This window comes from Roseibium suaedae, from assembly GCF_900142725.1.
GTDB lineage: Bacteria > Pseudomonadota > Alphaproteobacteria > Rhizobiales > Stappiaceae > Roseibium > Roseibium suaedae.
In genome coordinates, this window is record NZ_FRBW01000001.1 from 1,426,529 (window position 1) to 1,448,372 (window position 21,844).

21 protein-coding genes are annotated in these 21,844 nt (G+C 61.5%); 17 read left to right on the forward strand and 4 right to left on the reverse strand.

Going from position 1 to position 21,844, the window contains the following annotated elements:
• Positions 1 to 141 precede the first annotated feature (141 nt).
• From BUA94_RS06410 to thiL, 9 genes are all read left to right on the forward strand, one after another.
• Positions 142 to 1,461 (forward strand): L,D-transpeptidase family protein, encoded by a 1,320-nt coding sequence (locus tag BUA94_RS06410; protein WP_408011909.1) that lies wholly within the window; start codon positions 142 to 144, stop codon positions 1,459 to 1,461.
• Between the two features lie 205 nt (positions 1,462 to 1,666).
• The gene (locus tag BUA94_RS06415; protein ID WP_073010250.1) at positions 1,667 to 1,861 is read left to right on the forward strand and encodes a DUF6898 family protein; all 195 of its coding nucleotides are present in this window, start codon (positions 1,667 to 1,669) and stop codon (positions 1,859 to 1,861) included.
• Between the two features lie 288 nt (positions 1,862 to 2,149).
• Positions 2,150 to 3,463, forward strand: a complete 1,314-nt coding sequence (gene glyA / locus BUA94_RS06420) for a serine hydroxymethyltransferase (RefSeq protein WP_073010253.1) — start codon at positions 2,150 to 2,152, stop codon at positions 3,461 to 3,463.
• A gap of 57 nt (positions 3,464 to 3,520) precedes the next feature.
• Positions 3,521 to 3,997: a transcriptional regulator NrdR gene (gene nrdR / locus BUA94_RS06425; protein WP_073010255.1), complete on the forward strand. Its 477-nt coding sequence runs from the start codon at positions 3,521 to 3,523 to the stop codon at positions 3,995 to 3,997.
• A 32-nt stretch (positions 3,998 to 4,029) separates the two neighbouring features.
• Positions 4,030 to 5,175: a bifunctional diaminohydroxyphosphoribosylaminopyrimidine deaminase/5-amino-6-(5-phosphoribosylamino)uracil reductase RibD gene (ribD, locus tag BUA94_RS06430; RefSeq protein ID WP_073011103.1), complete on the forward strand. Its 1,146-nt coding sequence runs from the start codon at positions 4,030 to 4,032 to the stop codon at positions 5,173 to 5,175.
• Between the two features lies 1 nt (position 5,176).
• Positions 5,177 to 5,788, forward strand: a complete 612-nt coding sequence (locus BUA94_RS06435; RefSeq protein WP_073010257.1) for a riboflavin synthase — start codon at positions 5,177 to 5,179, stop codon at positions 5,786 to 5,788.
• A 252-nt stretch (positions 5,789 to 6,040) separates the two neighbouring features.
• On the forward strand, positions 6,041 to 6,493 hold the full coding sequence (ribH, locus tag BUA94_RS06440) for a 6,7-dimethyl-8-ribityllumazine synthase (RefSeq protein ID WP_073010259.1): 453 nt from the start codon (positions 6,041 to 6,043) through the stop codon (positions 6,491 to 6,493).
• Between the two features lie 5 nt (positions 6,494 to 6,498).
• Complete coding sequence (gene nusB, locus BUA94_RS06445) at positions 6,499 to 7,071, forward strand: transcription antitermination factor NusB (RefSeq protein ID WP_073011107.1); 573 nt, start codon at positions 6,499 to 6,501, stop codon at positions 7,069 to 7,071.
• A gap of 2 nt (positions 7,072 to 7,073) precedes the next feature.
• On the forward strand, positions 7,074 to 8,072 hold the full coding sequence (gene thiL / locus BUA94_RS06450) for a thiamine-phosphate kinase (protein WP_073010261.1): 999 nt from the start codon (positions 7,074 to 7,076) through the stop codon (positions 8,070 to 8,072).
• Between the two features lie 213 nt (positions 8,073 to 8,285).
• Here thiL and BUA94_RS06455 read toward each other — a convergent pair whose 3' ends face one another.
• Entirely contained in the window at positions 8,286 to 8,636 is a 351-nt protein-coding gene (locus tag BUA94_RS06455) for an endonuclease domain-containing protein (protein ID WP_073010262.1), read from the reverse strand.
• Between the two features lie 603 nt (positions 8,637 to 9,239).
• Between BUA94_RS06455 and BUA94_RS06460 the strand changes: the two genes are divergently transcribed.
• Together BUA94_RS06460 and BUA94_RS06465 are read left to right on the forward strand one after the other, a co-directional pair.
• Entirely contained in the window at positions 9,240 to 10,451 is a 1,212-nt protein-coding gene (locus BUA94_RS06460; RefSeq protein ID WP_073010264.1) for an MFS transporter, read from the forward strand.
• A gap of 239 nt (positions 10,452 to 10,690) precedes the next feature.
• Positions 10,691 to 12,829: a sodium-translocating pyrophosphatase gene (locus BUA94_RS06465; protein ID WP_073010267.1), complete on the forward strand. Its 2,139-nt coding sequence runs from the start codon at positions 10,691 to 10,693 to the stop codon at positions 12,827 to 12,829.
• Between the two features lie 787 nt (positions 12,830 to 13,616).
• Here BUA94_RS06465 and BUA94_RS06470 read toward each other — a convergent pair.
• Positions 13,617 to 14,054: an outer membrane protein assembly factor BamE gene (locus tag BUA94_RS06470; RefSeq protein ID WP_073010270.1), complete on the reverse strand. Its 438-nt coding sequence runs from the start codon at positions 14,052 to 14,054 to the stop codon at positions 13,617 to 13,619.
• Between the two features lie 216 nt (positions 14,055 to 14,270).
• On the opposite strand from BUA94_RS06470, the gene BUA94_RS06475 reads away from it, so the two are divergent.
• The 6 genes from BUA94_RS06475 (at position 14,271) to BUA94_RS06500 (ending at position 18,981) form a co-directional block, all read left to right on the forward strand.
• Positions 14,271 to 14,849, forward strand: coding sequence for a ubiquinol-cytochrome C chaperone family protein (locus BUA94_RS06475; protein ID WP_073010273.1), 579 nt, complete (start codon positions 14,271 to 14,273; stop codon positions 14,847 to 14,849).
• 4 nt (positions 14,850 to 14,853) lie between these two features.
• Positions 14,854 to 15,426 carry a YceD family protein gene (locus BUA94_RS06480; RefSeq protein ID WP_073010276.1) on the forward strand — a complete coding sequence of 191 codons (573 nt, stop codon included), beginning with the start codon at positions 14,854 to 14,856 and terminating at the stop codon, positions 15,424 to 15,426.
• Between the two features lie 182 nt (positions 15,427 to 15,608).
• Positions 15,609 to 16,673, forward strand: a complete 1,065-nt coding sequence (gene plsX / locus BUA94_RS06485; protein WP_073010278.1) for a phosphate acyltransferase PlsX — start codon at positions 15,609 to 15,611, stop codon at positions 16,671 to 16,673.
• Positions 16,670 to 17,647 (forward strand): beta-ketoacyl-ACP synthase III, encoded by a 978-nt coding sequence (locus BUA94_RS06490; RefSeq protein ID WP_073010280.1) that lies wholly within the window; start codon positions 16,670 to 16,672, stop codon positions 17,645 to 17,647. The genes plsX and BUA94_RS06490 overlap by 4 nt, the downstream gene beginning before the upstream one ends.
• 279 nt (positions 17,648 to 17,926) lie before the next feature.
• Positions 17,927 to 18,241 (forward strand): integration host factor subunit alpha, encoded by a 315-nt coding sequence (locus tag BUA94_RS06495; protein WP_073010282.1) that lies wholly within the window; start codon positions 17,927 to 17,929, stop codon positions 18,239 to 18,241.
• A gap of 119 nt (positions 18,242 to 18,360) precedes the next feature.
• Positions 18,361 to 18,981, forward strand: a complete 621-nt coding sequence (locus BUA94_RS06500) for a MerR family transcriptional regulator (protein ID WP_175558004.1) — start codon at positions 18,361 to 18,363, stop codon at positions 18,979 to 18,981.
• 38 nt (positions 18,982 to 19,019) lie between these two features.
• Here the strand turns inward: BUA94_RS06500 and BUA94_RS06505 are convergent, their stop codons facing one another.
• Positions 19,020 to 20,435, reverse strand: coding sequence for a hypothetical protein (locus BUA94_RS06505; RefSeq protein WP_073010285.1), 1,416 nt, complete (start codon positions 20,433 to 20,435; stop codon positions 19,020 to 19,022).
• Positions 20,436 to 20,556: 121 nt separating this feature from the next.
• Entirely contained in the window at positions 20,557 to 21,777 is a 1,221-nt protein-coding gene (locus BUA94_RS06510; RefSeq protein WP_084081729.1) for a glycerophosphodiester phosphodiesterase family protein, read from the reverse strand.
• Positions 21,778 to 21,844 lie beyond the last annotated feature (67 nt).

Consider the following 21,844-nt stretch of genomic DNA (forward strand, 5'->3'; position numbering starts at 1 on the left):
CTTGTCTGCCGCCAAAATATTAATGACCTTGGTGGTAGAAGGTTTCCGGGGCCGCCTCTGGCCCCGTCTAATTGATTGGTGATGTGCGCAATGATTGTTTCGATGCCGACGTTGAACGCTCTCCTTCCGGCCGGGAAGTCTGTGAAGAGTGTCAAAGCCGCCTTGTCTCCGCTTGCCCTGTTCCTGAAGGGACGCACGCTTCTGGCTGGTGCCGTTGCGCTCGCCGCGCTGGCTGCCGCATCGCCCTCCATGGCACAGACGCCGCTTGAGGCGCTTCGCCAGTACAAGCAGCGGGTGGAATGGGAAGACAAGTTCGACCAGACCATGCAGAGCCTTCAGGCCATGCAGTCCTCGTCGCCGACCCTGTCGCCCGAGACCGCCGACCATATTGCTGCTGCCATCGATCAGTATTCGCGCATCGTTCAGAACGGTGGCTGGGGCACTGTCTCCGGCGACGGCAAGAACAAGCTGCGCATCGGTGCCCGTGACGGCCGCGTTGTCGAGCTGCGCCACCGCCTGATGGCTTCCGGTGATCTGGAGCAGACCGCCGGCATGTCCGACACGTTCGATTCCTATGTGGATGGTGGCCTGCGCCGCTTCCAGATGCGCCACGGCCTGCTGCCGGACGGTGTTCTGGGCGAGGGCACGCTGACCGCGCTGAACATTCCGGCAGATGTGCGCCTGCGCCAGCTGGAAACCAATCTGGTGCGTCTGCGCGCCATGTCCGGCTTCCTGGGCGACCGCTATGTGATGGTGAACATCCCGGCTGCCGAGATCGAGGCTGTCGAAAACGGCCGCGTGCGGTCGCGCCACACGGCGGTTGTGGGCAAGATCGACCGCCAGACGCCGATCCTGAACAGCAAGATCTATGAGCTGAACTTCAATCCCTACTGGACGGTTCCGGTCTCCATCATCCGCAAGGATCTGATCCCGAAGATGAAGCAGGATCCGCAGTACCTGGCGAAGAACAAGATCCGTATCTTCGACTGGAAGGGCAATGAGCTGAACTGGCAGGACATCGACTGGAACACGGATGAAGCGACCCAGTACCGCTTCACCCAGGAGCCGGGCGAAGAAAACTCCCTGGGTTCGGTCCGCATCAACTTCCACAACACCCACCAGGTGTATCTGCACGACACGCCGTCCAAGACCCTGTTCGGCAGCGATTACCGCTTCCACTCGTCCGGCTGCGTGCGCGTTCAGAACGTCCGCGAACTGGTGACCTGGCTGCTGGAATCGACCACGCCAGACTGGAACCGCTCCAAGGTCGATGACGTCATCCGCGTCGGCACCCGTGAAGACGTGAAGCTGAAGACCCAGATCCCGCTCTATCTGACCTACATCACCGCATGGGCCAATTCCGATGGCGTCGTGAACTTCCGCGATGACATCTATAACCGGGATGGCGTGTTCGGCGATGTTCCGGATCAGGGCGCATCCGCGGTTCAGGCTCGTCTGTGATCAAAAGCGCCTGAGACGGGGCCAGGGCAGGGGCTTTTCACAACCTGTTCAAGCTTTCGCCACGCCCGCCCTTGCCAGTCAGGGGCGGGCGTGGCTTTTTTACGTTTTGAAGCTGCGAAGGCTGCCGAGTCGCGCTTGCCCTGAATGCAGGCGGGAAGGTTTGGTGGCGGATGCAGTATGGATGTTTCAGGGATCTGGACCACAGATGTCGACGCAGTCTGGCAAGTCGGAAGTCTATATCGAGTTTCACCCGATCGGACGTCAGGTGAAGGTGACCGCTGTTGATGCCACGACAGGCGTGGAGGTCTCCATCATGGGGCCATCTACCGCTTCCCAGGCCGATCTCCAGACCCTTGCCATACGCAAGCTTCAGCGCCGCCTGGAACAGCTGCAGGGCTGAGACGGCCTTTCTGCCTTTTGGTGGGGGAGTCCGGTCCTGTTTGACTTGCCGCCTGGCTGGCAGGTCTTGTAGCCGTGACAATTCCGCAGGCTAGATATGCCCGTTTTGTGACCATAAACCGCAAGGGACTACTTGGTTCCGGGGCAGCACTATGCTACGTCCCTCGCCGACGGATCCAGACCGTGTCGACCGGCCAGAACCTGCCGGGCGATCCAAAAGTGTTCGAGGGTCACTGCGCTGTTTCAAGCGCGTGACACTCCGGCGAGCCAAGTTGAAAAGGAAGCTACGATGTCCCTGTCTGATAGCGCAGCCAGCCAGTCATTCCTCCACGATTTCTTTAACCGCAACCTGGCGGACACCGATGCCGATATCTTCGGCGCGATCGGCAACGAGTTGCACCGTCAGCAGCATGAGATCGAACTGATCGCTTCGGAAAACATCGTTTCCCGCGCGGTTCTGGAAGCTCAGGGCTCCATCTTCACCAACAAGTATGCCGAAGGCTATCCGGGCAAGCGCTACTACGGCGGCTGCGAATATGCCGATGTGGTCGAAACGCTGGCCATCGAGCGCGCCAAGCAGCTCTTCGGCTGCGCCTTTGCCAATGTTCAGCCGAACTCGGGCAGCCAGATGAACCAGGCCGTGTTCCTGGCCCTGCTGCAGCCGGGCGACACCTTCATGGGTCTCGACCTGAACTCCGGTGGTCACCTGACCCACGGCTCTCCGGTCAACATGTCCGGCAAGTGGTTCAACGTCGTGTCCTACGGCGTTCGCAAGGAAGACCACCTGCTCGACATGGAAGAGATCGAGCGTCTGGCGAAGGAACACAAGCCGAAGCTGATTCTGGCCGGTGGCACCGCCTATTCCCGCATCTGGGACTGGAAGAAGTTCCGCGAGATCGCCGACAGCGTTGGCGCCTACCTGATGGTCGACATGGCTCACATTGCCGGTCTGGTTGCTGGCGGTGAACACCCGTCGCCGGTGCCCCATGCCCATGTGGTCACCTCCACTACTCACAAGTCCCTGCGCGGCCCGCGCGGCGGCCTGATCCTCACCAACGATGAAGACATCGCCAAGAAGATCAATTCCGCTGTGTTCCCGGGTCTTCAGGGCGGCCCGCTGATGCATGTCATCGCGGCCAAGGCCGTTGCCTTCAAGGAAGCGCTGCAGCCGGAATTCAAGGCCTATGCACAGGCCGTGACTGCCAATGCCAAGGCGCTGGCCGAAACGCTCAAGTCCCAGGGTCTGGACATTGTGTCCGGCGGCACGGACAACCATCTGATGCTGGTCGACCTTCGCCCGAAGAACGCAACCGGCAAGGTGGCGGAAAAGTCCCTTGGCCGCGCGAACATCACCTGCAACAAGAACGGCATCCCGTTCGACCCGGAAAAGCCGTTCGTGACTTCCGGCATCCGTCTCGGCACCCCGGCCGGCACGACCCGTGGCTTCGGCGTTGCCGAATTCCGCGAGATCGGTCTGCTGATCACCGAAGTTCTGGATGGTCTGCGGGCAGCCAATTCGGAAGAAGGCAACGCAGCCGTGGAAGCTGCTGTGAAGGCCAAGGTTGAAGCCCTGACGGCACGGTTCCCGATCTACCCGGCCTGAACCGCCAGCCTGAACCGAAAGACCCTGAACAAGGGTGTGTTGAACGGAGAGACCTGAATGCGGTGTCCTTATTGCGGCGGCGATGAAACCCAGGTGAAGGACTCCCGTCCGACCGAAGACAACACGGCAATCCGCCGGCGCAGGGTGTGCAACACCTGCGCCGGCCGGTTCACCACCTTCGAGCGGGTGCAGCTGCGCGAGCTCATGGTGGTCAAGCGCTCCGGGCGCCGCGTTCCCTTCGACCGGGACAAGCTGATGCGCTCCGTTCAGATCGCCGTGCGCAAGCGACCGGTGGAGCCGGAGCGGATCGAGCGCATGGTGAGCGGCATTGTCCGCCAGCTGGAAAGCCTCGGCGAAAACGACATCACGGCGGAAACCATTGGCAATCACGTCATGGAAGGCCTGAAGGGCATCGATGACGTTGCCTATGTGCGCTTTGCTTCCGTCTACAAGAATTTCCGCGAGGCCAAGGACTTCGAAGCTCTGCTCGATGAATTGAGCGGACCGGACGGCCAGCCTCTTCCGAGGGCGTGAGCCTCATTCTCTCTTCTGAACTCTCCGGTGACATGACAGCCCCTAAGCCTTCAGCCGCCAGGACCCGTCAGGACAGCCGCTTCATGCAGGCCGCCGTCGCGCTGGCCCGCCGGGGGCTGGGCCGGGTCTGGCCGAACCCGTCCGTCGGCGCCCTGGTGGTGGGGCAAGCGGAGGATGGCACGCCCATCCTGGTCGGCCGCGGTGTGACCTCCCGTCCAGGCTCTGCCCATGCGGAGGTCAATGCCCTGAGGCAGGCTGGCGAAAAGGCGCGCGGGGCGACCTGCTATGTCACCCTGGAGCCCTGTTCCCACCATGGCCGCACGCCACCCTGCGCCAACGCGTTGATCGCCGCTGGTGTTGCCCGTGTGGTGATCGGCTGTCTTGACCCCAATCCGCGGGTGTCCGGCCGCGGTGTTGCCATGCTCAAGGAGGCCGGCATCGAGGTGGTCACCGGTGTCGAGGAAACCGCCTGCCGGGATCTTCAAAGCGGGTTCATCCGGCGGATTACCGATCAGCGCCCGATGGTTTCCCTCAAGATGGCCATGTCGCTCGACGGCTTCATTGGCCGTGAGGGTGATGGCCAGGTCCGCATTTCCGGTCCGGAAGCCGGTGATTTCGTCCATGGCATGCGGGCCAATCACGATGCCATTCTCGTCGGAATCGGTACGGCACTTGCCGATGACCCTGAGTTGACCTGCCGCCTTCCGGGGCTTTCCGGCCGTTCGCCGGTTCGGGTTATTTTGGACACGGATGCCCGTCTGCCGCTCACCTCCAAACTGGTGCGCACGGCGGCTGATGTTCCGGTCTGGCTGATCTGTGGCAATGACGCGGACCGGGATCGTCTGGCGGAGCTGAGCGAAGCAGGGGTTCTGGTGATCAAGGTGCCTGCGCCCGTAGGCCGGGTCGATCCGATGACGGCGCTGCGGGCGCTTGGCGTCAGGGGCATTACCCGGCTGATGGTCGAGGGCGGGGCATCCGTCGCCGCCTCCTTCTGGCAGTCCGGCGTGGTGGATGTCTTCTCGCTCGTGACCGGTAACATCAATGTGGGGCAGGGGGGCATTCCGCCCTTTGCCGGATTGAGCCTTGATGAGGTTCACGCCAACCCCAATTATGGGGTCTGCCATATCGGTTCGCTTGGCGGCGACCGTATCGAAATTCTGCGCCGGCGAGGAGCCTGACATGTTTACGGGTATTGTGACTGACCTTGGTGAGATCCTCTCGGTGGAACAGGTTCCTGCGGGCCTGCGCACCCGGATCCGCACGGTTTATGACACGGACGGGTTCGACATCGGCGCCTCCATCGCCTGTGCCGGGGTCTGCCACACGGTGACGGCCAAGGCCAATTCGTCCAACGGCAACTGGTTTGAAGTGGAATCGGCCGCCGAGACGCTGGCAATCACCAATGTCTCCACCTGGGCGGTGGGGCAGAAGATCAATCTGGAGCGCTCCCTGACCCTCGGGGCGGAGCTCGGAGGTCATCTGGTTCTGGGTCATGTGGACGGTCTTGCGACCATCACCAAGCGGGAAGACCACCCGGATTCGGTCTATTTCCAGTTCGAGGCCCCTCTGGCCTGCGCCCCCTTCATTGCCAAGAAGGGATCGGTCACGCTGGATGGCACGTCCCTGACCGTGAATGAGGCCGACGGGCTTCTCTTCTCCGTTTTCCTCATTCCCCATACGCTTGAAGTGACCACCTGGTCGCAGCGCAAGGTTGGCGACAAGGTGAATCTTGAAGTTGACATGATGGCGCGGTATGCCGCGCGGCTTGCGGAATTTCCCCGCGAGGCGTAACTGAGTGCACGAGCAGGGCGCGGGCGACCGTGATCCGCGTTTACCACCAGAGAGATTTGCGGGTCCCGGCCGGTAACGGTTGATGGACTGCAAACGGATCGGTTCTAGAATACCGACGCATCTTAGGGCGTTCTTCAGAGCGCGCGATGCTTTATGTTCTCCCCAGTTCCGCAAGGGAATGGGGAATACAGGGTGGACAAATCCCGGCTGGCGTGGTTCCTCTCGCCGCCCTAAAGACGAGAGAACGACGCCATGACCGCAGCCCCGAAGCTCCTCATCATTGAGGCCCGTTTTTACGAAGACATCGCCGACGCCCTGGTCGAAGGGGCGCAGAAGGCTCTTGAGGCCGCGGGCGCCAGCTATGACCGGATTTCCGTTCCGGGCGTTCTGGAAATCCCGGCTGCCCTTTCCATGGTGCTGACGTCCATGGAAAGCGACGAGGGCGAGTTCTATGATGGCTTCGTTCTGCTCGGCTGCGTGATCCGCGGCGAAACTTCTCATTATGACATCGTGGCAAACGAATCTGCCCGGGTGATCATGGATCTGGTTGTCGATGCGGATCTCGCGCTCGGCAACGGCATCCTGACTGTCGAAAACAGCGATCAGGCCTGGGCGCGTGCCCGGGTAAGCGAAAAGAACAAGGGCGGCGCAGCAGCCGAAGCGGCATTGGCCATGATCAAGCTGCGCGACCGCCTCGGAGTGTAATGGATATGTCCGAGAAGGCTGAAAAGACCAATCAGGCGAACAACAATGGCCCGCGTCCTGCGAACAAGCGCGGCGCGGCCCGTCTTGGCGCGGTGCAGGCGCTCTACCAGATGGATGTGGGCGAAGTTCCGCTGAGCACGGTCATCAGCGAGTTTACCGCTTTCCGTCTCGGCAAGGAGCTGGACGGTGCCCAGTACCGTGATGCGGATGAGCAGTGGTTCAAGGATATCGTGAAGGGTGTGGTCGCCGACCAGCGCCTGATCGACCCTTTCATCCACACGGCGCTGATGGAAGGCTGGCCGCTGAAGCGCATCGACAGCCTGCTGCGCGCGATCCTGCGTTCGGGTGCCTTCGAGCTGCTGCGCCGCCGGGATGTGCCTGCCCGCGTGATCATCTCCGAATATATCGACGTCGCCAAGGCGTTCTACGAGGATGACGAACCGGGACTGGTCAACGGTGTTCTCGACCGTCTTGCCCATGATCTGCGCAATGCCGAATTCACCCCGCCGCCGCCCGCTGAGATCGATGAAGACAGCACGGTCGGCGCGGATGGGGATGCCGCTTCCGGCGAGGCATAAGCATGGCCGCAGACCGGCCGCATGAGTTCGAGCTGATCCGGCGCTATTTTGCGCCCCTGGCGACGGACCCGGGCAGCCTCGGGCTGACCGACGACGCGACCGTCTTCAAGCCCGCCCCCGGCATGGAACTGGTTCTGACCAAGGACATGCTGGCGGCGGACGTGCATTTCTTTGCGGGCGATCCGCCGGAAGCGATTGCGGCCAAGGCGCTGCGGGTCAATCTGTCGGATCTTGCGGCCAAGGGCGCGCGCCCCTGCGCCTATCTCCTGGGGCTCGGTCTGCCGGATGACTGGTCCGCCTCCTGGCTGGAACGTTTCGCTTCCGGCCTCAGTGGCGATCAGGCGGCCTTTGACGTGGCCCTGATCGGCGGCGATACGATCCGCAGCGGCCAGTCCCTGCAGCTTTCCATCACCGCGATTGGTGAAGTGCCCGAGGGAACGGCTGTCCGCCGTTCCGGCGGGCAGGCAGGCGATCTTCTCTATGTGACCGGCACCATCGGCGATGCGGCGGCCGGTTTGAAGGAGCGGCTGGATCCGGGGCTTCTTTCCCGCCATGGTCTGGACGAGGCTGGCATCCAGCATCTTCTGACACGCTATCTCCTGCCTCAGCCAAGGGTCCGGCTGGCCGGGACCATACGTCTTCATGCGAGCGCCGCGATGGATGTCTCTGACGGGCTTCTGGCCGATGCGGCCCACATGGCCAAGGCCTCAAGCCTGTCCCTGACCATCGACCTGGACAAGGTGCCCCTGTCTGCACCCATGCAGGTGCTTCAAGGATCCGCTCCCGATCTCTTCCTTTCGGCTTTAAGCGGCGGGGATGACTACGAGATCCTTTCCCTGGTCCCGCCTGAACAAACGGCAGCCTTCGAGGCGGCTGCGCTGTCCTCAGGCTGCCCGGTCACCTGCATCGGCGTGGCATGCGAAGGCGAGGGGGCAATCTCTCTCATGCGAAACGATCAACCGCTCGACCTCGAAACAATCCCCGGGTTCCGTCACTTCTGACGCCCAACCCTCACCCGCCGCTTCGCGCCGACCTCTCCCATTCTTGGGAGAGGTGTCCGGAGGAGAGGTTTTGGGAATGCGGAGGGGCTGGATTTGAGATGAGGGCGTTGATTGGGAACGGTTTTTTCGGGCTGGTGCATCTCCGCACGTCTGAGCCGGTTCCCTCTCCCTCTGGGAGAGGGCTAGGGTGAGGGAATTATCCCGATGGTGAATTTACCTCTCAATACCCGTCTTCCGGTTCAACTCCGCCAGAATGGTTTCGAGGACAGCGTCAGTCGCGGTCAGAACGTCTGCATTCCAGAAACGGATGACCGAATAGCCCAGTTCGTTTAAGTGAGCTGTGCGTGCTCCATCCCGAGCCAAATCATCCGCATGCTGGCTGCCGTCGATTTCGACGATCAAACGGGCTTCCTTACACATGAAATCGGCCACGAATAGGCCGATGGGCACCTGTCGCCGGAACTTCCAGCCATTCAGGTTTCTGTTCCGCAGATGGTGCCACAAACGTCTTTCCGCATCCGTTCCGTTCTGCCGAAGCTTGCGCGCAAAGCTGAGTTTGGTCATGGTGGTTTTATGCTGATATACAATTTAAAATTGCAATCTAGTGTCTGCTAGGCTCGAAGGTCAACCCTCACCCGCCGCTGCGCGCCGACCTCTCCCATGCTTGGGAGAGGTAGCCGGGGGAGAGGTGTCGGGAATGCGGAGGGGCTTGGTCTGAGGTGGGGGCGTTAATTGGGAGCAACCTTGTTGGGCCACCGCCCCGCCTCACGCCTGAGCCGGTCCCCTCTCCCTAAGAGAGAGGGATAGGGTGAGGGAGTAGTATCTCCCTGATTTCAGCTTTCACTACTTCTGAGCATCCAACCCTCACCCGTCGCTTCGCGCCGACCTCTCCCATTCTTGGGAGAGGTTTCCGGAGGAGAGGTTTTGGGGATATGGAGAGTTGGACTGAGGAGGTTAAGCGGGTTGTTAGCAGCCCAGTTGGACCACCGCCCCGCCTCACGCCTGAGCCGGTCCCCTCTCCCTCTGGGAGAGGGCTAGGGTGAGGGGACTTTCCAAGTGAAAGGACCTCTCTGGCAATCCGGCCTGTCCTGAGCGGGCGGGCTCGTGTAGACAGGTTTTCTTCCCTTCTTCTGCAGCCCATGCTGCCGAGTCTTGCCGGATCCTTCCATGAACCAAGCTGCCCATTCCTTTCCCGTGAATGACCGCCTTGCCCGGCGCAATGCGCTGCTTCTGGCCTTTGCGCAGGCGATCGGCGGTGCTTCGGCCTCCATCGTCATTGCTTCTGCCTCCCTTGTCGGGGCGGCGATGCTGGGGGCGGACAAGCATCTGGCGACGGTGCCGGTTTCGGCAATGGTTCTGGGCACGGCCATCGGCACCTTGCCGGCCGGTCTGATCATGCGCCGTTATGGCCGCCGGACCGGTTTCGCCGGGGCCAGTATCTGGGCCTGTGCTTCTGCGTTGCTTGCGGCCTATTCGGTCCTTATCGGCGCATTCTGGCTGTTCTCCCTTGCCTGTGCCGGCAGCGGATTTGCCGGGGCTTTTGCCCAGCAATACCGCTTTGCCGCTGCGGACACTGCCAGCGACGCCTTCAAGCCCAAGGCAATTTCCTGGGTCATGGCCGGCGGGGTTCTGGCTGGGGTTGTCGGCCCGCAAACGGTCATCCTGACCAAGGAATCGCTGCCGCCCTTCCTCTTCGCAGGCACCTATGTCGCGCAGGCGGGCCTGGCGCTGATCGCCCTTTGCCTTGTGCTCTTTCTGAAGATCCCCCGTCCGGCTGCGGTCAGCCAGAGCGGTGGCGGGCGCCCGATGCGCGAGATCATGGCTCAGCCGCGCTTTATCGTGGCGGCAGCTTGCGGCATCACGTCCTACGCGCTGATGAGCCTGGTGATGACGGCCACCCCGCTGGCCATGATCGGCTGCGGATTCGAGGCCAATGATGCGGCGCTCGGCATTCAATGGCATGTGCTGGCCATGTTCGGGCCGAGCTTTTTCACCGGCAACCTGATTGCCCGCTTTGGAAAAGAGCGGGTGGTGGCAACCGGGCTGGCGCTTCTGGCGGCCTGCGCCACCGTTGCCCTCATGGGTGTGGAACTGGCCCATTTCTGGGGGGCGCTGATCCTTCTGGGCCTTGGCTGGAACTTCGGCTTCATCGGTGCGACGGCCATGCTGACCGACACCTACCGTCCGGAAGAGCGCAACATGGTCCAGGCCACCAACGACTTTCTGGTCTTCGGCTTTGTGGCCGCCGCCTCCTTTTCGTCCGGTCAGCTGCTGGAAAACTTCGGCTGGACAACCGTGAATTGGATCGTGTTCCCCTTCGTGATCCTGAGCCTTTGCCTACTTGCCTGGCTCGTGTCTCATGAACGTAAAAGTCAGTAATGCTTACCTAAACAAGGGCGCTTCTGCGAAGTAAATGCTGCGTTGCAGCTTCAATTTACGTAAGGAGAAGATTTGTTTTATCGAGACAAGAACTTGACGATTGCCGCCATGTTGCTGCTATCGTGGCGCTGTGAGGACGATCCGGTGCATCCGGAGCCGTCCCGGGGCGGGTCACAGGAATGATACCAACGCACAAAAGATAGATCAGACACGGACTCGCCACATATCTGGGAGGAACCATGAGCGAGTTATTCGTGATCATCGTCTGCGGCCTGTTGTCCATTGCATATGGCGCCTGGGCCGTCCGTTCCGTCATGGCGGCTGATGCGGGCACTGTCCGCATGCGTGAGATCGCCGGGGCGATCCAGGAGGGGGCGCAGGCCTATCTGACCCGTCAATACACCACCATCGCCATCGTCGGCGCTCTCGTCTTCGTGCTGGCCTGGTGGCTCTTGTCCGCAACGGCGGCTGTCGGCTTCCTGATCGGGGCGGTCCTGTCGGGGGCTGCCGGGTTCATCGGCATGATGGTTTCCGTCCGCGCCAATGTGCGCACGGCCCAGGCCGCCAGCAAAAGCCTGGCAGCGGGCCTTGAAATCGCCTTCCGCTCCGGAGCGGTCACGGGGCTTCTGGTGGCCGGTCTCGCCCTTCTCGGGGTCGCGGTCTATTTCACCTTGCTGACCGGCGTCATGGGCTACAACCCGACCGACCGTGCCGTCATTGATGCGCTCGTCGCCCTTGGCTTCGGAGCATCGCTCATCTCCATCTTTGCCCGTCTGGGCGGCGGTATCTTTACAAAGGGGGCGGATGTCGGCGGGGATCTCGTCGGCAAGGTCGAAGCCGGTATTCCGGAGGATGATCCGCGCAATCCGGCGACGATTGCCGACAACGTCGGCGACAATGTCGGCGACTGTGCAGGGATGGCTGCGGATCTGTTCGAGACTTATGCGGTGACGATCGTTGCCACCATGGTGCTTGCCTCCATCTTCTTCAGCGGGCCTGAGGCCGTGACCTTGATGCTGCTACCGATGGTGATCGGGGCGGTCTGTGTGGTGACGTCCATCGCGGGCACGTTCTTCGTCAAGCTCGGGGCAAACAACTCGATCATGGGCGCGCTCTACAAGGGCTTCATCGCGACAGCCGTGCTGTCCGCTGTGGCTCTGGCAGGCGTCGTGTTCCTGTGGCTCGGGGCCGGGGCATCCTTCACCACCTCTGGCGGACTGACCTTCACCGCCATGGACATCTTCTCCTGCGGCATCGTCGGTCTGGTCGTCACGGGGCTGATCATCTGGGTGACGGAATATTACACGGGCACGGATTATCGCCCCGTGCGCTCCATCGCCCAGGCATCGGTCACGGGACATGGCACCAACGTGATCCAGGGGCTGGCGGTCTCGCTGGAGGCAACGGCTTTGCCCGCGCTGATTATCATCGCGGGCATTCTGGTGGCCTATAGCCTCGCCGGTCTCTTCGGCATTGCCATTGCGGTGACCACCATGCTGGCGCTTGCGGGCATGGTCGTGGCTCTCGATGCCTTCGGGCCGGTCACGGACAATGCGGGCGGCATCGCTGAAATGGCGGACCTGCCTGCCGAAGTGCGCACCACGACCGATGCGCTCGATGCGGTCGGCAACACCACCAAGGCGGTCACCAAGGGCTATGCCATCGGCTCGGCAGGGCTTGGGGCCCTGGTGCTCTTTGCTGCCTATACGGAGGATCTGAAGTTCTTTTCCTCCAAGGCGGAAGCCGGGTCGATCTTCTTCGGCATCAACGTCGACACGCTGTTCAGTCTCTCCAACCCCTATGTGGTGGCCGGGCTTCTGTTCGGCGGGTTGCTGCCCTATCTCTTCGGCGGCATCTCGATGACCGCCGTGGGCAGGGCAGCCGGCGCGGTGGTGGAGGAAGTCCGCCGCCAGTTCCGGGAAAAGCCGGGCATCATGGCGGGCACCGAGCGGCCGGACTATGGCCGGGCAGTGGACATGCTGACCAAGGCCGCGATCCGGGAAATGATCATCCCCTCGCTTCTGCCAGTGCTCTCGCCGCTGGTGGTCTTCTTTGTCGTCAAGGCCGTGGCAACACCGTCCGATGCCTTTGCCGCACTCGGGGCCATGCTTCTCGGCGTGATTGTGACCGGGCTTTTCGTGGCAATCTCCATGACCGCCGGTGGCGGCGCCTGGGACAACGCCAAGAAGTCCTTCGAGGACGGCTTCACCGACAAGGATGGCGTCACCCATCACAAGGGTTCGGAGGCACATAAGGCCTCCGTCACAGGTGACACGGTCGGTGACCCCTACAAGGACACGGCTGGGCCCGCGGTGAACCCGATGATCAAGATCACCAACATCGTCGCCCTTCTGCTCCTGGCCGTTCTGGCGCACTGAGGGAAGGGAAGAGGCAAGTTGGCCGGGGCAGCAATGCTCCGGCCATTCTTATCGGGCCAGACGTCTTCAAGCCCTCACTTCGCTCTTGAACCACGATCTCTGGGAATGAGTGGGCCCCGGCTCTCCGGCTCCGCCTGCGGCCGGGGTGACGTCTGTGCGTGGGGTGTCCATGTCAGACGAGAAAAGGCTGGAGTGAGCTAGGACCATTTGTGAGGCAACTCGCTCGCAGTCCGTCACCCCGGCCAAGCGCAGCGCGAGCCGGGGCCTACTCGCGGAGTTTGCTCGGGAAAAAGTGGTATCCGGCTGTGGCTTTCTTCGGTCTGAAAGGCGTGGCAGGTCTGGAGCTAAGTCCCGCTCTTGCACCGTGAGCTCTGGGAATGAGTGGGCCCCGGCTCTCCGGCTTCGCCTGCGGCCGGGGTGACGTCTGAAGATGGGGCGGTGGTGCCGGAAAAGAAAAAGCCGGGGCAAGCTTGCGGTCATTCATAAGGTAATTCGCTCACAGGCCGTCACCCCGGCCGAGCGCAGCGCGAGCCGGGGCCTACTCGCGGAGTTTGCTCGGGAAAAAGTGGTATCCGGCTGTTGCTTTCTTCGGTCTGAAAAGCGTGGCAGGTCTGGCGCTAAGTCCCGTTCTTGCATCGCGAACTCTGCAAACGAGTGGGGCCCGGCTCTCCGGCTGCGCCTGCGGCCGGGGTGACGTCTGAGGGTGGGGCGGTGGTGCATGAAAAGAAAAAAAGCCGGAGCATGGCTCCGGCTTTCGAAATCGGTCTGGGCAGGTGAGCTGGCTGGCTTAGAGGCCGAGGCTCGGGTTCGCGGCGCCGCGCAGGATCTGGGTCAGGAAGCCATAGTCCGAACCGCCGGTACGGGTCTTGCGGCCCAGGAAGTCGAACACCTTGCCGTCCTGAATGCCGTAGTTGGCCAGATCCTTGACGTAGCCATCATCATCGAAATAGACCGCGACCACACGCTGCTCGACAATGTCGGGCGCGAAAAAGGCCGTCGTGGAGGTTTTTTGCGAGATGTAATAATAGGCGTCACCGTTCATGCTGGACGTGGTCGAGGGGGAGCCCAGAACCAGTTCGACCTGTTCCTTGGAGGAGCCAACCTGCACCTGAGACAGCATGTCGTTGGAAATAACGCTTCCATGCGTGTAGGTCTGCGTGAAGCATCCGGCAAGCGGGAGGCTGACAAGAAGCGGTATGAGGACGGCGTGCGCCTTGATGTTCATGCTTATCTTCCTGTGGGGCTCCGGTTCACGCCGCTTTCTGCTTCTGCAGTTGGGTGCTGGTGCCGTAGCCTGTGACAATGAGCGGTTGACGTAGATCGTTCCTTGGCAAAGTCCCTATCGTGCGATAGGGCACATGGCAATACTCGTCTGGCCCAATCCTGCAATGCCTGCCACAGAAGGGCAATGCGGGAGGGGGCCTCAAAACCGGAGACCGGAATGCTTTTTGGGCTGTTTCGCCGTAAGACTCGCACCGCCGAGCACGAGGTCTATTGCGCGATCGTGGCGCAAGCGCGGCAGCCGGAGTTCTACACAAGCTTTGGTGTTCCGGACACTCTGGACGGCCGTTTCGACATGATTGTCGCCCATGCGGTGCTGCTGTTCTCGCGCCTGCGCGGTCAGGACAAGGAGACTTCCGAGTTCTCGCAATATGTCTTCGACCTGTTTTTTTCGGACCTCGACGCGACCTTGCGCGAGCAGGGCGTGGCAGATCAGCGGGTGCCGAAAAAGATCAAGACCATGGGCGAGGCCTTCTATGGTCGGGCCGATGTCTATGTGCCGGCGCTTGAACAAGGGGATGCACTGGCCCTTTGCGAGGCGATTTCCCGTAATATCTTTCCAGATGAGGACGCGCCCGCCGGAGCGCGCGGCCTTGCCGACTATATGCTCGCGGCCCATGCCGCATTGAAGGATCAGGACCTGAAGGCGATCCTGTCTGCACAGATCCGGTTCCCGGACGCTGCAGACTTCGCGCCGGGACCAGGTGCCCTGAGCCCAAAAAACACGGAGACAAACTGAGCCCATGGCAAAAGCCTCTTATCCCTATTCCTACAAGGTCAATGGCGACCGTCTCGGCGATCAGGTGAAGCCTGTGAAGGTAGTTCCGGACGAGGCCGAACTGGCGCGGATTGCCAAGGCCTATGACGTGGATGGAATCGAAAGCCTGACGGCGGATCTGGTGCTGAAGCCCTGGCGCAAGGATGGTGTCCGGGTGGCTGGTACCCTGGTTGCGGATGTGCGTCAGATCTGCGTCGTCACCCTTGAGCCCTTCGTGCAGCGCCTCACCGACGAGATTGACCGCACCTTCGAGCCGGTGTCCACGCGCCCCCGCCGCCCAAAGGATCTCAACGATGATGGCGAGATCGAAATCGACCTGGAAGGCATAGATCCGCCGGACGTCATGATCGACGGAGTTCTCGACCTCGGGGCTCTCATCTGCGAGCAGCTTGCGCTCAATATTGATCCGTTCCCACGCAAGCCGGGAGCCGAGTTTGACGATGTCGTCGAGGACGCCGGAGACGAAGGCGAGACGGCGGAAGAAAAGCCTTCTCCCTTTGCTGCGCTTGCCAAGCTGAAAGGCGAGGAAGACAGCTAAATCAAACAGGCGAAGATTGAAAACGGTTGTCTCCGGGCTGGAAACCGTTATGTTCGCCCCCTGTTTAATCGGTCCTGGCAGCCTTGTGCCGTCAGGACGTGCCCGGGCCGCAGATCGGCACCTGGATCTCCCCGTGAGGTCCTGTCCGCGTCCGCCCCGTGGCTCATCTTGAAGACCTTTAGATGGCGAAAACCATTCCAATTTCCCTTGATGCAATGGGCGGCGACCATGGTCCGGAAGTGGTTATTCCGGGCGCAGAGGTCGCGCTTGTGCGTCATCCGGATATCCGCTTCCTGATTTATGGCAACGAGAAAGTGGTCCTGCCGATTCTGGACCGCTATCCCCGGGTCAAGGAAGCCTCCACGTTCCATCACTGCGACGTGTCCGTCGCCATGGATGCAAAGCCGAGCCAGGCGCTGCGTCAGGGCCGCTGGCGCTCGAGCATGTGGCGCGCGATCGAGGCGGTGAAGACCGAAGAGGCGGCTGTCGCAGTCTCTGCCGGCAACACCGGCGCCCTGATGGCCATGTCCAAGTTCTGCCTGCGGACCATGGCCAACATCGAGCGCCCGGCCATTGCCGCGATCTGGCCGACCACGCGCGGCGAAAGCATCGTTCTGGATGTCGGGGCGACCATTGGTGCCGATGCCCAGCAGCTCATCGATTTTGCGATTCTCGGCGGGGCCATGGCCCGTGCGCTGTTCAGCATCGAAAAGCCGACCGTCGGCCTCCTCAACATCGGCGTTGAAGAAGTGAAGGGCCTTGAAGAGGTCCGCACCGCCGGCCGCCTGATGCGCGAAGTGCCGCTCAGCTCGCTGACCTATTCCGGCTTCGTCGAGGGCGACGACATCGGGCAGGGGGCTGTCGATGTGGTCGTGACCGAAGGCTTTGCGGGCAATATTGCCCTCAAGACCGCAGAAGGCACGGCCAAGCAGATCGGCGGCTATCTCAGGGCGGCCATGAGCCGGACGCTCATGTCCAAGATCGGCTACTTCTTTGCCAAGAGCGCCTTTGACCGGCTGCGGGAAAAGATGGATCCGCGCAAGGTCAATGGCGGGGTGTTCCTGGGTCTCAACGGCATCGTGATCAAGAGCCATGGCGGGACGGACGCGGAAGGCTATGCCGCCGCGATCGACCTGGCCTATGACATGGTCCGCAACGAGCTGACCCAGAAGATCGCTCATGATCTGGTACATTATCACCGCGGGGGCATCGCCCGGGCCGCGAAGAATTCGGAAGGTGATCAGTGAGCGTAATTCGTTCGACTGTCCTGGGAAGTGGCAGCTACCTGCCGGCAACCTGTCTGACCAATGAAGATCTGGCCAAGAAGGTCGACACTTCGGATGAGTGGATCGTCCAGCGCACCGGTATCCGTCAGCGCCATGTGGCGGCGGAAGGTGAATACACTTCCGATCTGGCTTTCAATGCAGCGGAAGCGGCTCTTGCCAATGCGGGCATCAAGGCCGAAGACATCGACCTGATCATCCTGGCGACCGCGACGCCGGACAACACCTTCCCGGCAACGGCCGTTCAGGTACAGCACCGCCTGGGCATCAATCACGGTTTCGCTTTCGACATTCAGGCGGTCTGCTCGGGCTTCGTCTATGCGCTGACCACGGCTGACATGTATCTGAAGGGCGGCCTGGCCAAGCGAGCGCTCGTCATTGGCGCCGAGACCTTCTCCCGCATTCTCGACTGGGAAGACCGCACGACCTGCGTTCTCTTTGGCGATGGCGCTGGCGCTGTGGTTCTGGAGGCCCGTGAGGGCGAGGGCACCGTGGAAGATCGCGGTATTCTGACTGCGCATCTGCGCTCCGATGGCCGCCACAAGGAAAAGCTCTATGTCGATGGTGGTCCTTCGACCACCCAGACCGCCGGGCACTTGCGCATGGAAGGCAAGGAAGTCTTCAAGCACGCAGTCGGCATGATCACCGACGTGATCGAGGATGCATTCGAGGCAACCAAGCTCAGTGCGGAAGATCTCGACTGGTTCATTCCGCATCAGGCGAACAAGCGCATCATCGATGCCAGTGCCAAGAAGCTGGGCATTGCGCCCGAGAAGGTCGTGACCACCGTGGATCTGCACGGCAACACTTCTGCAGCCTCCATTCCGCTTGCCATCGACACGGCCGTTCGGGATGGCCGGGTGAAGGCCGGCGATCTCGTCATGCTTGAGGCCATGGGCGGCGGCTTTACCTGGGGTTCGGTGCTGCTGCGCTGGTAAGCAGGCCTGCTGACCAAATCGCTCAAGATCACAAAGCCCGGTCCGCTCGCGCAGGCTGGGCTTTTTGCTTGGCCGGATCCTTCTTCCGTTCAGGGATCGCTCGCAGGACGGGAAAAACGGGTTCTGGATGCGGGTCAACACCCCCAAAAAGACTAAGCGTTAATTTTCCGAAAGCCCCGACTTCCTGTTGACCGTTTTGCCATGACACAATACCGTAGCCCCAACTGGGAAGTTTCGTAGCAAAATCAGCCAGATCGTTGGCATTGCCGAGGAGTGGTCATGGGCAACAGGACAATCACGCGCGCTGATCTTTGCGAGGCGGTCTATCAGAAAGTCGGACTGTCGCGCACGGAATCGTCAGAACTGGTCGAGCGGGTTCTTTCAGAAATTTCGGAATGCCTCCTGACCGGTGAATCGGTCAAGTTGTCTTCCTTCGGCTCCTTCGTCGTCCGCTCCAAGGGGGAGCGCATCGGCCGGAACCCCAAAACCGGTGAAGAAGTGCCCATTTCCCCTCGCCGGGTGATGGTCTTCAAGCCCAGCAATGTGCTGAAACAGCGTATCAATGAAGCCCTGACAGGCGCAGAGAACGCATAAGGGCATCTGGCGTTCGCTTGGAACGCCGGATCATGCTCCAACCCTTTAGAAGCGATCAGCTTTCAGGCAATCAACCGGTCCCGGCTGATTGCCGGCTGTCCGAGACCTGACAAGACCTGATGACAAGCATGGACAAGAGCCCTGACGCCTTCCGCACGATCAGTGAGGTCGCTGAAGATCTTGACCTGCCGCAGCATGTCCTGAGGTTCTGGGAAACCCGCTTCACCCAGATCAAGCCGCTGAAGCGCGGTGGTGGCCGCCGGTATTACCGCCCGGATGATGTGGAACTGCTGCGCGGTATCCGGCATCTGCTCTATGGCGAAGGCTACACGATCAAGGGCGTGCAGCGGATCCTGAAGGAACAGGGGCCGCGATTTGTCATGCAGATCTGGCATGAGGATGCGATTCCCCTGCCTGTCGCCGCCAAGCTGGCCGATGCCGAGGACACGGTTCCCGCGCCTCGTGGGGCTGCACCGAATGTTGTTGCCCCTGCCGGGCACGACGCGCTGGACGACAGTGATGTGATGCCGGAGCGCCCGCGGGATGTTCTGGTGGATGAAGCGCCGAAGAAGGGCCATGAGAAGTCGGGCCATGGCCTGCGCTTCATGGACCGGTTCCGCGGTGAGCGCGATGACGGGCACGGAGCGGGCGGTTCTCTGTCCAAGGACGATATCCGCCGGCTCCAGGCAACCTTGTTCGAACTTCTGGAATGCAAGCGCATTCTGGATCAGGCCCGCTGATCCAGTCCGTCCCGTGAACCGGCTTACCTTGAAGCCGGTTATTTCCCTTTGAAAAAGGATGTCAGCCGTTCCAGAGCGGATGCCTTTGGTTTGGGCTGGTCTTCCGCCGGAGAGGGCTGGGCAAACCGGCGCAGTTCCTCCAGGGACAGGCGCTCGGTCGCCTGCGTCTCTTTGGGAATGGTTCGCTGCCGCGTGCCGAAGCTTGCCCGTTGCCCCTCGTCTGCGGTCAAATCGGGAGCAGGGCGCCCGGCGGGAGGAACATAGGCCTGTGCTGCTTGGCCCTGAGTTGTCTGGCCCTGAGTTGTCTGGCTCTGAGCTGCTTGGGGTTGTACGGCAGTGAAGGACGGCGTTTCATTCGAGAGCTCTGCCGTTGCGTTCCGGGCGCTTCCGGGCGAGACGGGAGCCGGAGATGTCTCGGCGGCCTTCAGTTCTGCAAGCCGTGCCAGAATGGCGGCATCCACCGGATCATTGGGGTCGAGCCCATCCTTGCCTGCGCCGGACATGGTCTGCTCGACCACGCTGCCATCCAGACCATATTGCAGGTTCACCATGGGCGTCTTGGGGCCGATGATGCCGAAGGCCGCGCTCATTTCCAGCTTCAGATTGATGCGGTCCGGCTCGTCCGGGGATGTCTTTTCATGATGGATCCGGATCCGCTCGCTGGGATCGATGCCAAATGTGTCGCCGTCAGGAATGACTGCCTGGCGCAGATCGCAGAGGGAGACGAACTGCAGCAGGCGTTCAAGCATGAATTCGAGCGGTGCGGTGCTCGGCACGAAATGGATCAGATAGCCCGTCAGATATTGTGAGCCTGCCCCAAGGACGCCGACATATTTGTCTTCATCGGGCAGGTCCTGCGGCGGCACATAGGCGTGGGGGCGGATGTAAAGGCTGAGCTTGTCTTCTGCCTGCGCGAAAGAGGTGAAGACATCGGGCGGCAGCAGATAGCCGTTCTGTTGCCAGTTCACCGCCGTTGCATAACGCAGCTTCAAAAAGCGCACCACCAGCGCTGCCAGGAATGACATGGCCGTCTGGCTGTCTGCCAGAGTGTCGATCATCTGCGTCTGCGGGGAAACAGCTTCCTTCATGTGGTCCGGCACGAGAGAGGCCGGAATCAGGCCTCTGCCGATGGACAGGGTCGTCACCATGCGGGCCTGTGCGACCGCACGCTCGGCCTGGGGAAACAGCTTGCGGACCGGATAATTGTCGATCGCCCGTTCAAGTGCCGCTCTGCCGGTGAGAGGCTCGCTCTGGGTGATCAGAACACGGAAGCCGCCGCAGAACATGTAGGTGTTCTGATCCGTCGAAGGCGGCAGCAGATGGCATTCGCCCGGCGCAATGCCATGCTCCGCAGCCACATTCAGGATCATCTGCCGGACACGGTCAGCCGGAGCGAATTCGTTCTCCGGATGGAGGGCCAGACAGTTGAAGGTTTCTGCGGGAAAAATGTTCACGTCGGTTCTGCTCGGCAAATGGACCTAAGGTCAATATGCGCCTGGCAGAGTGAATTTCAAATGAACCGGATCAAGAAGGGACCGGCGTGGCAACTATCACCTGCGCCGGTCCCGTCAAACCTCAATCGAGGCCCATGCAGCTCGCGTAATAGCTCACGGTTGCCGGCCAGTCGGAGAAGATGCCGGAGACACCCACATCCTGCGCCAGCACATCCACGATCTCGTAAAGGTCGCCCTCGCCGGACAGGACGCTGTTGATGGTCTGATAGTACCAGCCGCCGCCCTTCCGGGTGATCGGGCCGGAACGCTCCAGGGACCAGGCAATGGTCTTCAGGCCGGCAGCCTTGGCTTCCACTGCATAGGGGGAGGGAACGATCTGGCCTTCTACCACGGTCAGCAGCATCCAGATCGGCGGAGCGATATAGGTGACCCCCATGTCCTTCAGCTCCTTCATGGAGGGCTGGAAGGTTTCGGGCTTCAGGGGATCAAGGCCCTTGGAGTTGCGGCCATCCAGATAGACGGCCTGCTTGCCGAATTCCGGTTCGTTCCGGATCCAGTAGAGGACATCCTCAAGATTGAAGGACTGGGGCCAGACGTCTGCCGCCGGAATGCCCGCCTGCTTGTACTCGTCGATCAGCATCTGGGCATAGTCTTGCTGGCTCATGCCTTCGAAAGGCATGGTCACTTCCGGGGCTTTCAGTTCCGGTGTGAACTTGCCGCCGAGCGACCTGATCAGCTCGATGGACCCCTTGTGGGTCATCAGGGTACCGGGGGAATAAAGATCGGTGCGCCAGCGCGGCGAGCCGTTCATATAAGCCTCCAGCGTGGTGGCTGACCGGTCCGCACCGTCCATCTTGGCCGACAGGCTCTGGAACTCGGCCAGGGTCAGTTCGCTGGTGCGGCACTCCGCCTTGGCCTTCTCGCCATTTGCTGCCGGGGTGAAGGGCGTGATGCATTTGCCCGCCAGATCCGTCGCCAGAATGTTGGTGGAGGTTGCAAGGTCATCCTGTGCGTGCCGGCAGACAAGCTGCTTGTCCCTGGTGAAGGTCACATCGCATTCGATGATCCCGGCGCCCATTGAGGCGGCGGCCTTGTAGCCTTCTTCCGAATGTTCCGGAAACTCCAGCGGCGCACCCCGGTGGGCGATGGAAAACAGGGTCTTCCTCACGGGTTGGCCCAGGCAGGCCTTCAGCTTTTCCTTCAGCTCCCCGTCCTTCATCTTGTCGATCAGATAGGCCGGGCGGGGTCCCACACTGACGGTTTCGGCCTGCGCGGCGCTCATACCTGCCACGGCGGCAAGGGTTACGGCTGCAAGGGAGGCTGGAAGAAACGGAAGGCGCATGGAAAATCCTTGTGTCTTGATGAGGGCCGCTTGGCGACTGTGGTCGAGGAGCTCCCTCTCCCTTGGG

Coding starts and splice junctions, on each gene's coding strand:
- BUA94_RS06415 (WP_073010250.1), top strand. CDS start 1,667: ATGTCGACGCAGTCTGGCAAGTCGGAAGTCTATATCGAGTTTCACCCG.
- glyA (WP_073010253.1), top strand. CDS start 2,150: ATGTCCCTGTCTGATAGCGCAGCCAGCCAGTCATTCCTCCACGATTTC.
- nrdR (WP_073010255.1), top strand. CDS start 3,521: ATGCGGTGTCCTTATTGCGGCGGCGATGAAACCCAGGTGAAGGACTCC.
- ribD (WP_073011103.1), top strand. CDS start 4,030: ATGACAGCCCCTAAGCCTTCAGCCGCCAGGACCCGTCAGGACAGCCGC.
- BUA94_RS06435 (WP_073010257.1), top strand. CDS start 5,177: ATGTTTACGGGTATTGTGACTGACCTTGGTGAGATCCTCTCGGTGGAA.
- ribH (WP_073010259.1), top strand. CDS start 6,041: ATGACCGCAGCCCCGAAGCTCCTCATCATTGAGGCCCGTTTTTACGAA.
- nusB (WP_073011107.1), top strand. CDS start 6,499: ATGTCCGAGAAGGCTGAAAAGACCAATCAGGCGAACAACAATGGCCCG.
- thiL (WP_073010261.1), top strand. CDS start 7,074: ATGGCCGCAGACCGGCCGCATGAGTTCGAGCTGATCCGGCGCTATTTT.
- BUA94_RS06455 (WP_073010262.1), bottom strand. CDS start 8,636: ATGACCAAACTCAGCTTTGCGCGCAAGCTTCGGCAGAACGGAACGGAT.
- BUA94_RS06460 (WP_073010264.1), top strand. CDS start 9,240: ATGAACCAAGCTGCCCATTCCTTTCCCGTGAATGACCGCCTTGCCCGG.
- BUA94_RS06465 (WP_073010267.1), top strand. CDS start 10,691: ATGAGCGAGTTATTCGTGATCATCGTCTGCGGCCTGTTGTCCATTGCA.
- BUA94_RS06470 (WP_073010270.1), bottom strand. CDS start 14,054: ATGAACATCAAGGCGCACGCCGTCCTCATACCGCTTCTTGTCAGCCTC.
- BUA94_RS06475 (WP_073010273.1), top strand. CDS start 14,271: ATGCTTTTTGGGCTGTTTCGCCGTAAGACTCGCACCGCCGAGCACGAG.
- BUA94_RS06480 (WP_073010276.1), top strand. CDS start 14,854: ATGGCAAAAGCCTCTTATCCCTATTCCTACAAGGTCAATGGCGACCGT.
- plsX (WP_073010278.1), top strand. CDS start 15,609: ATGGCGAAAACCATTCCAATTTCCCTTGATGCAATGGGCGGCGACCAT.
- BUA94_RS06495 (WP_073010282.1), top strand. CDS start 17,927: ATGGGCAACAGGACAATCACGCGCGCTGATCTTTGCGAGGCGGTCTAT.
- BUA94_RS06500 (WP_175558004.1), top strand. CDS start 18,361: ATGACAAGCATGGACAAGAGCCCTGACGCCTTCCGCACGATCAGTGAG.
- BUA94_RS06510 (WP_084081729.1), bottom strand. CDS start 21,777: ATGCGCCTTCCGTTTCTTCCAGCCTCCCTTGCAGCCGTAACCCTTGCC.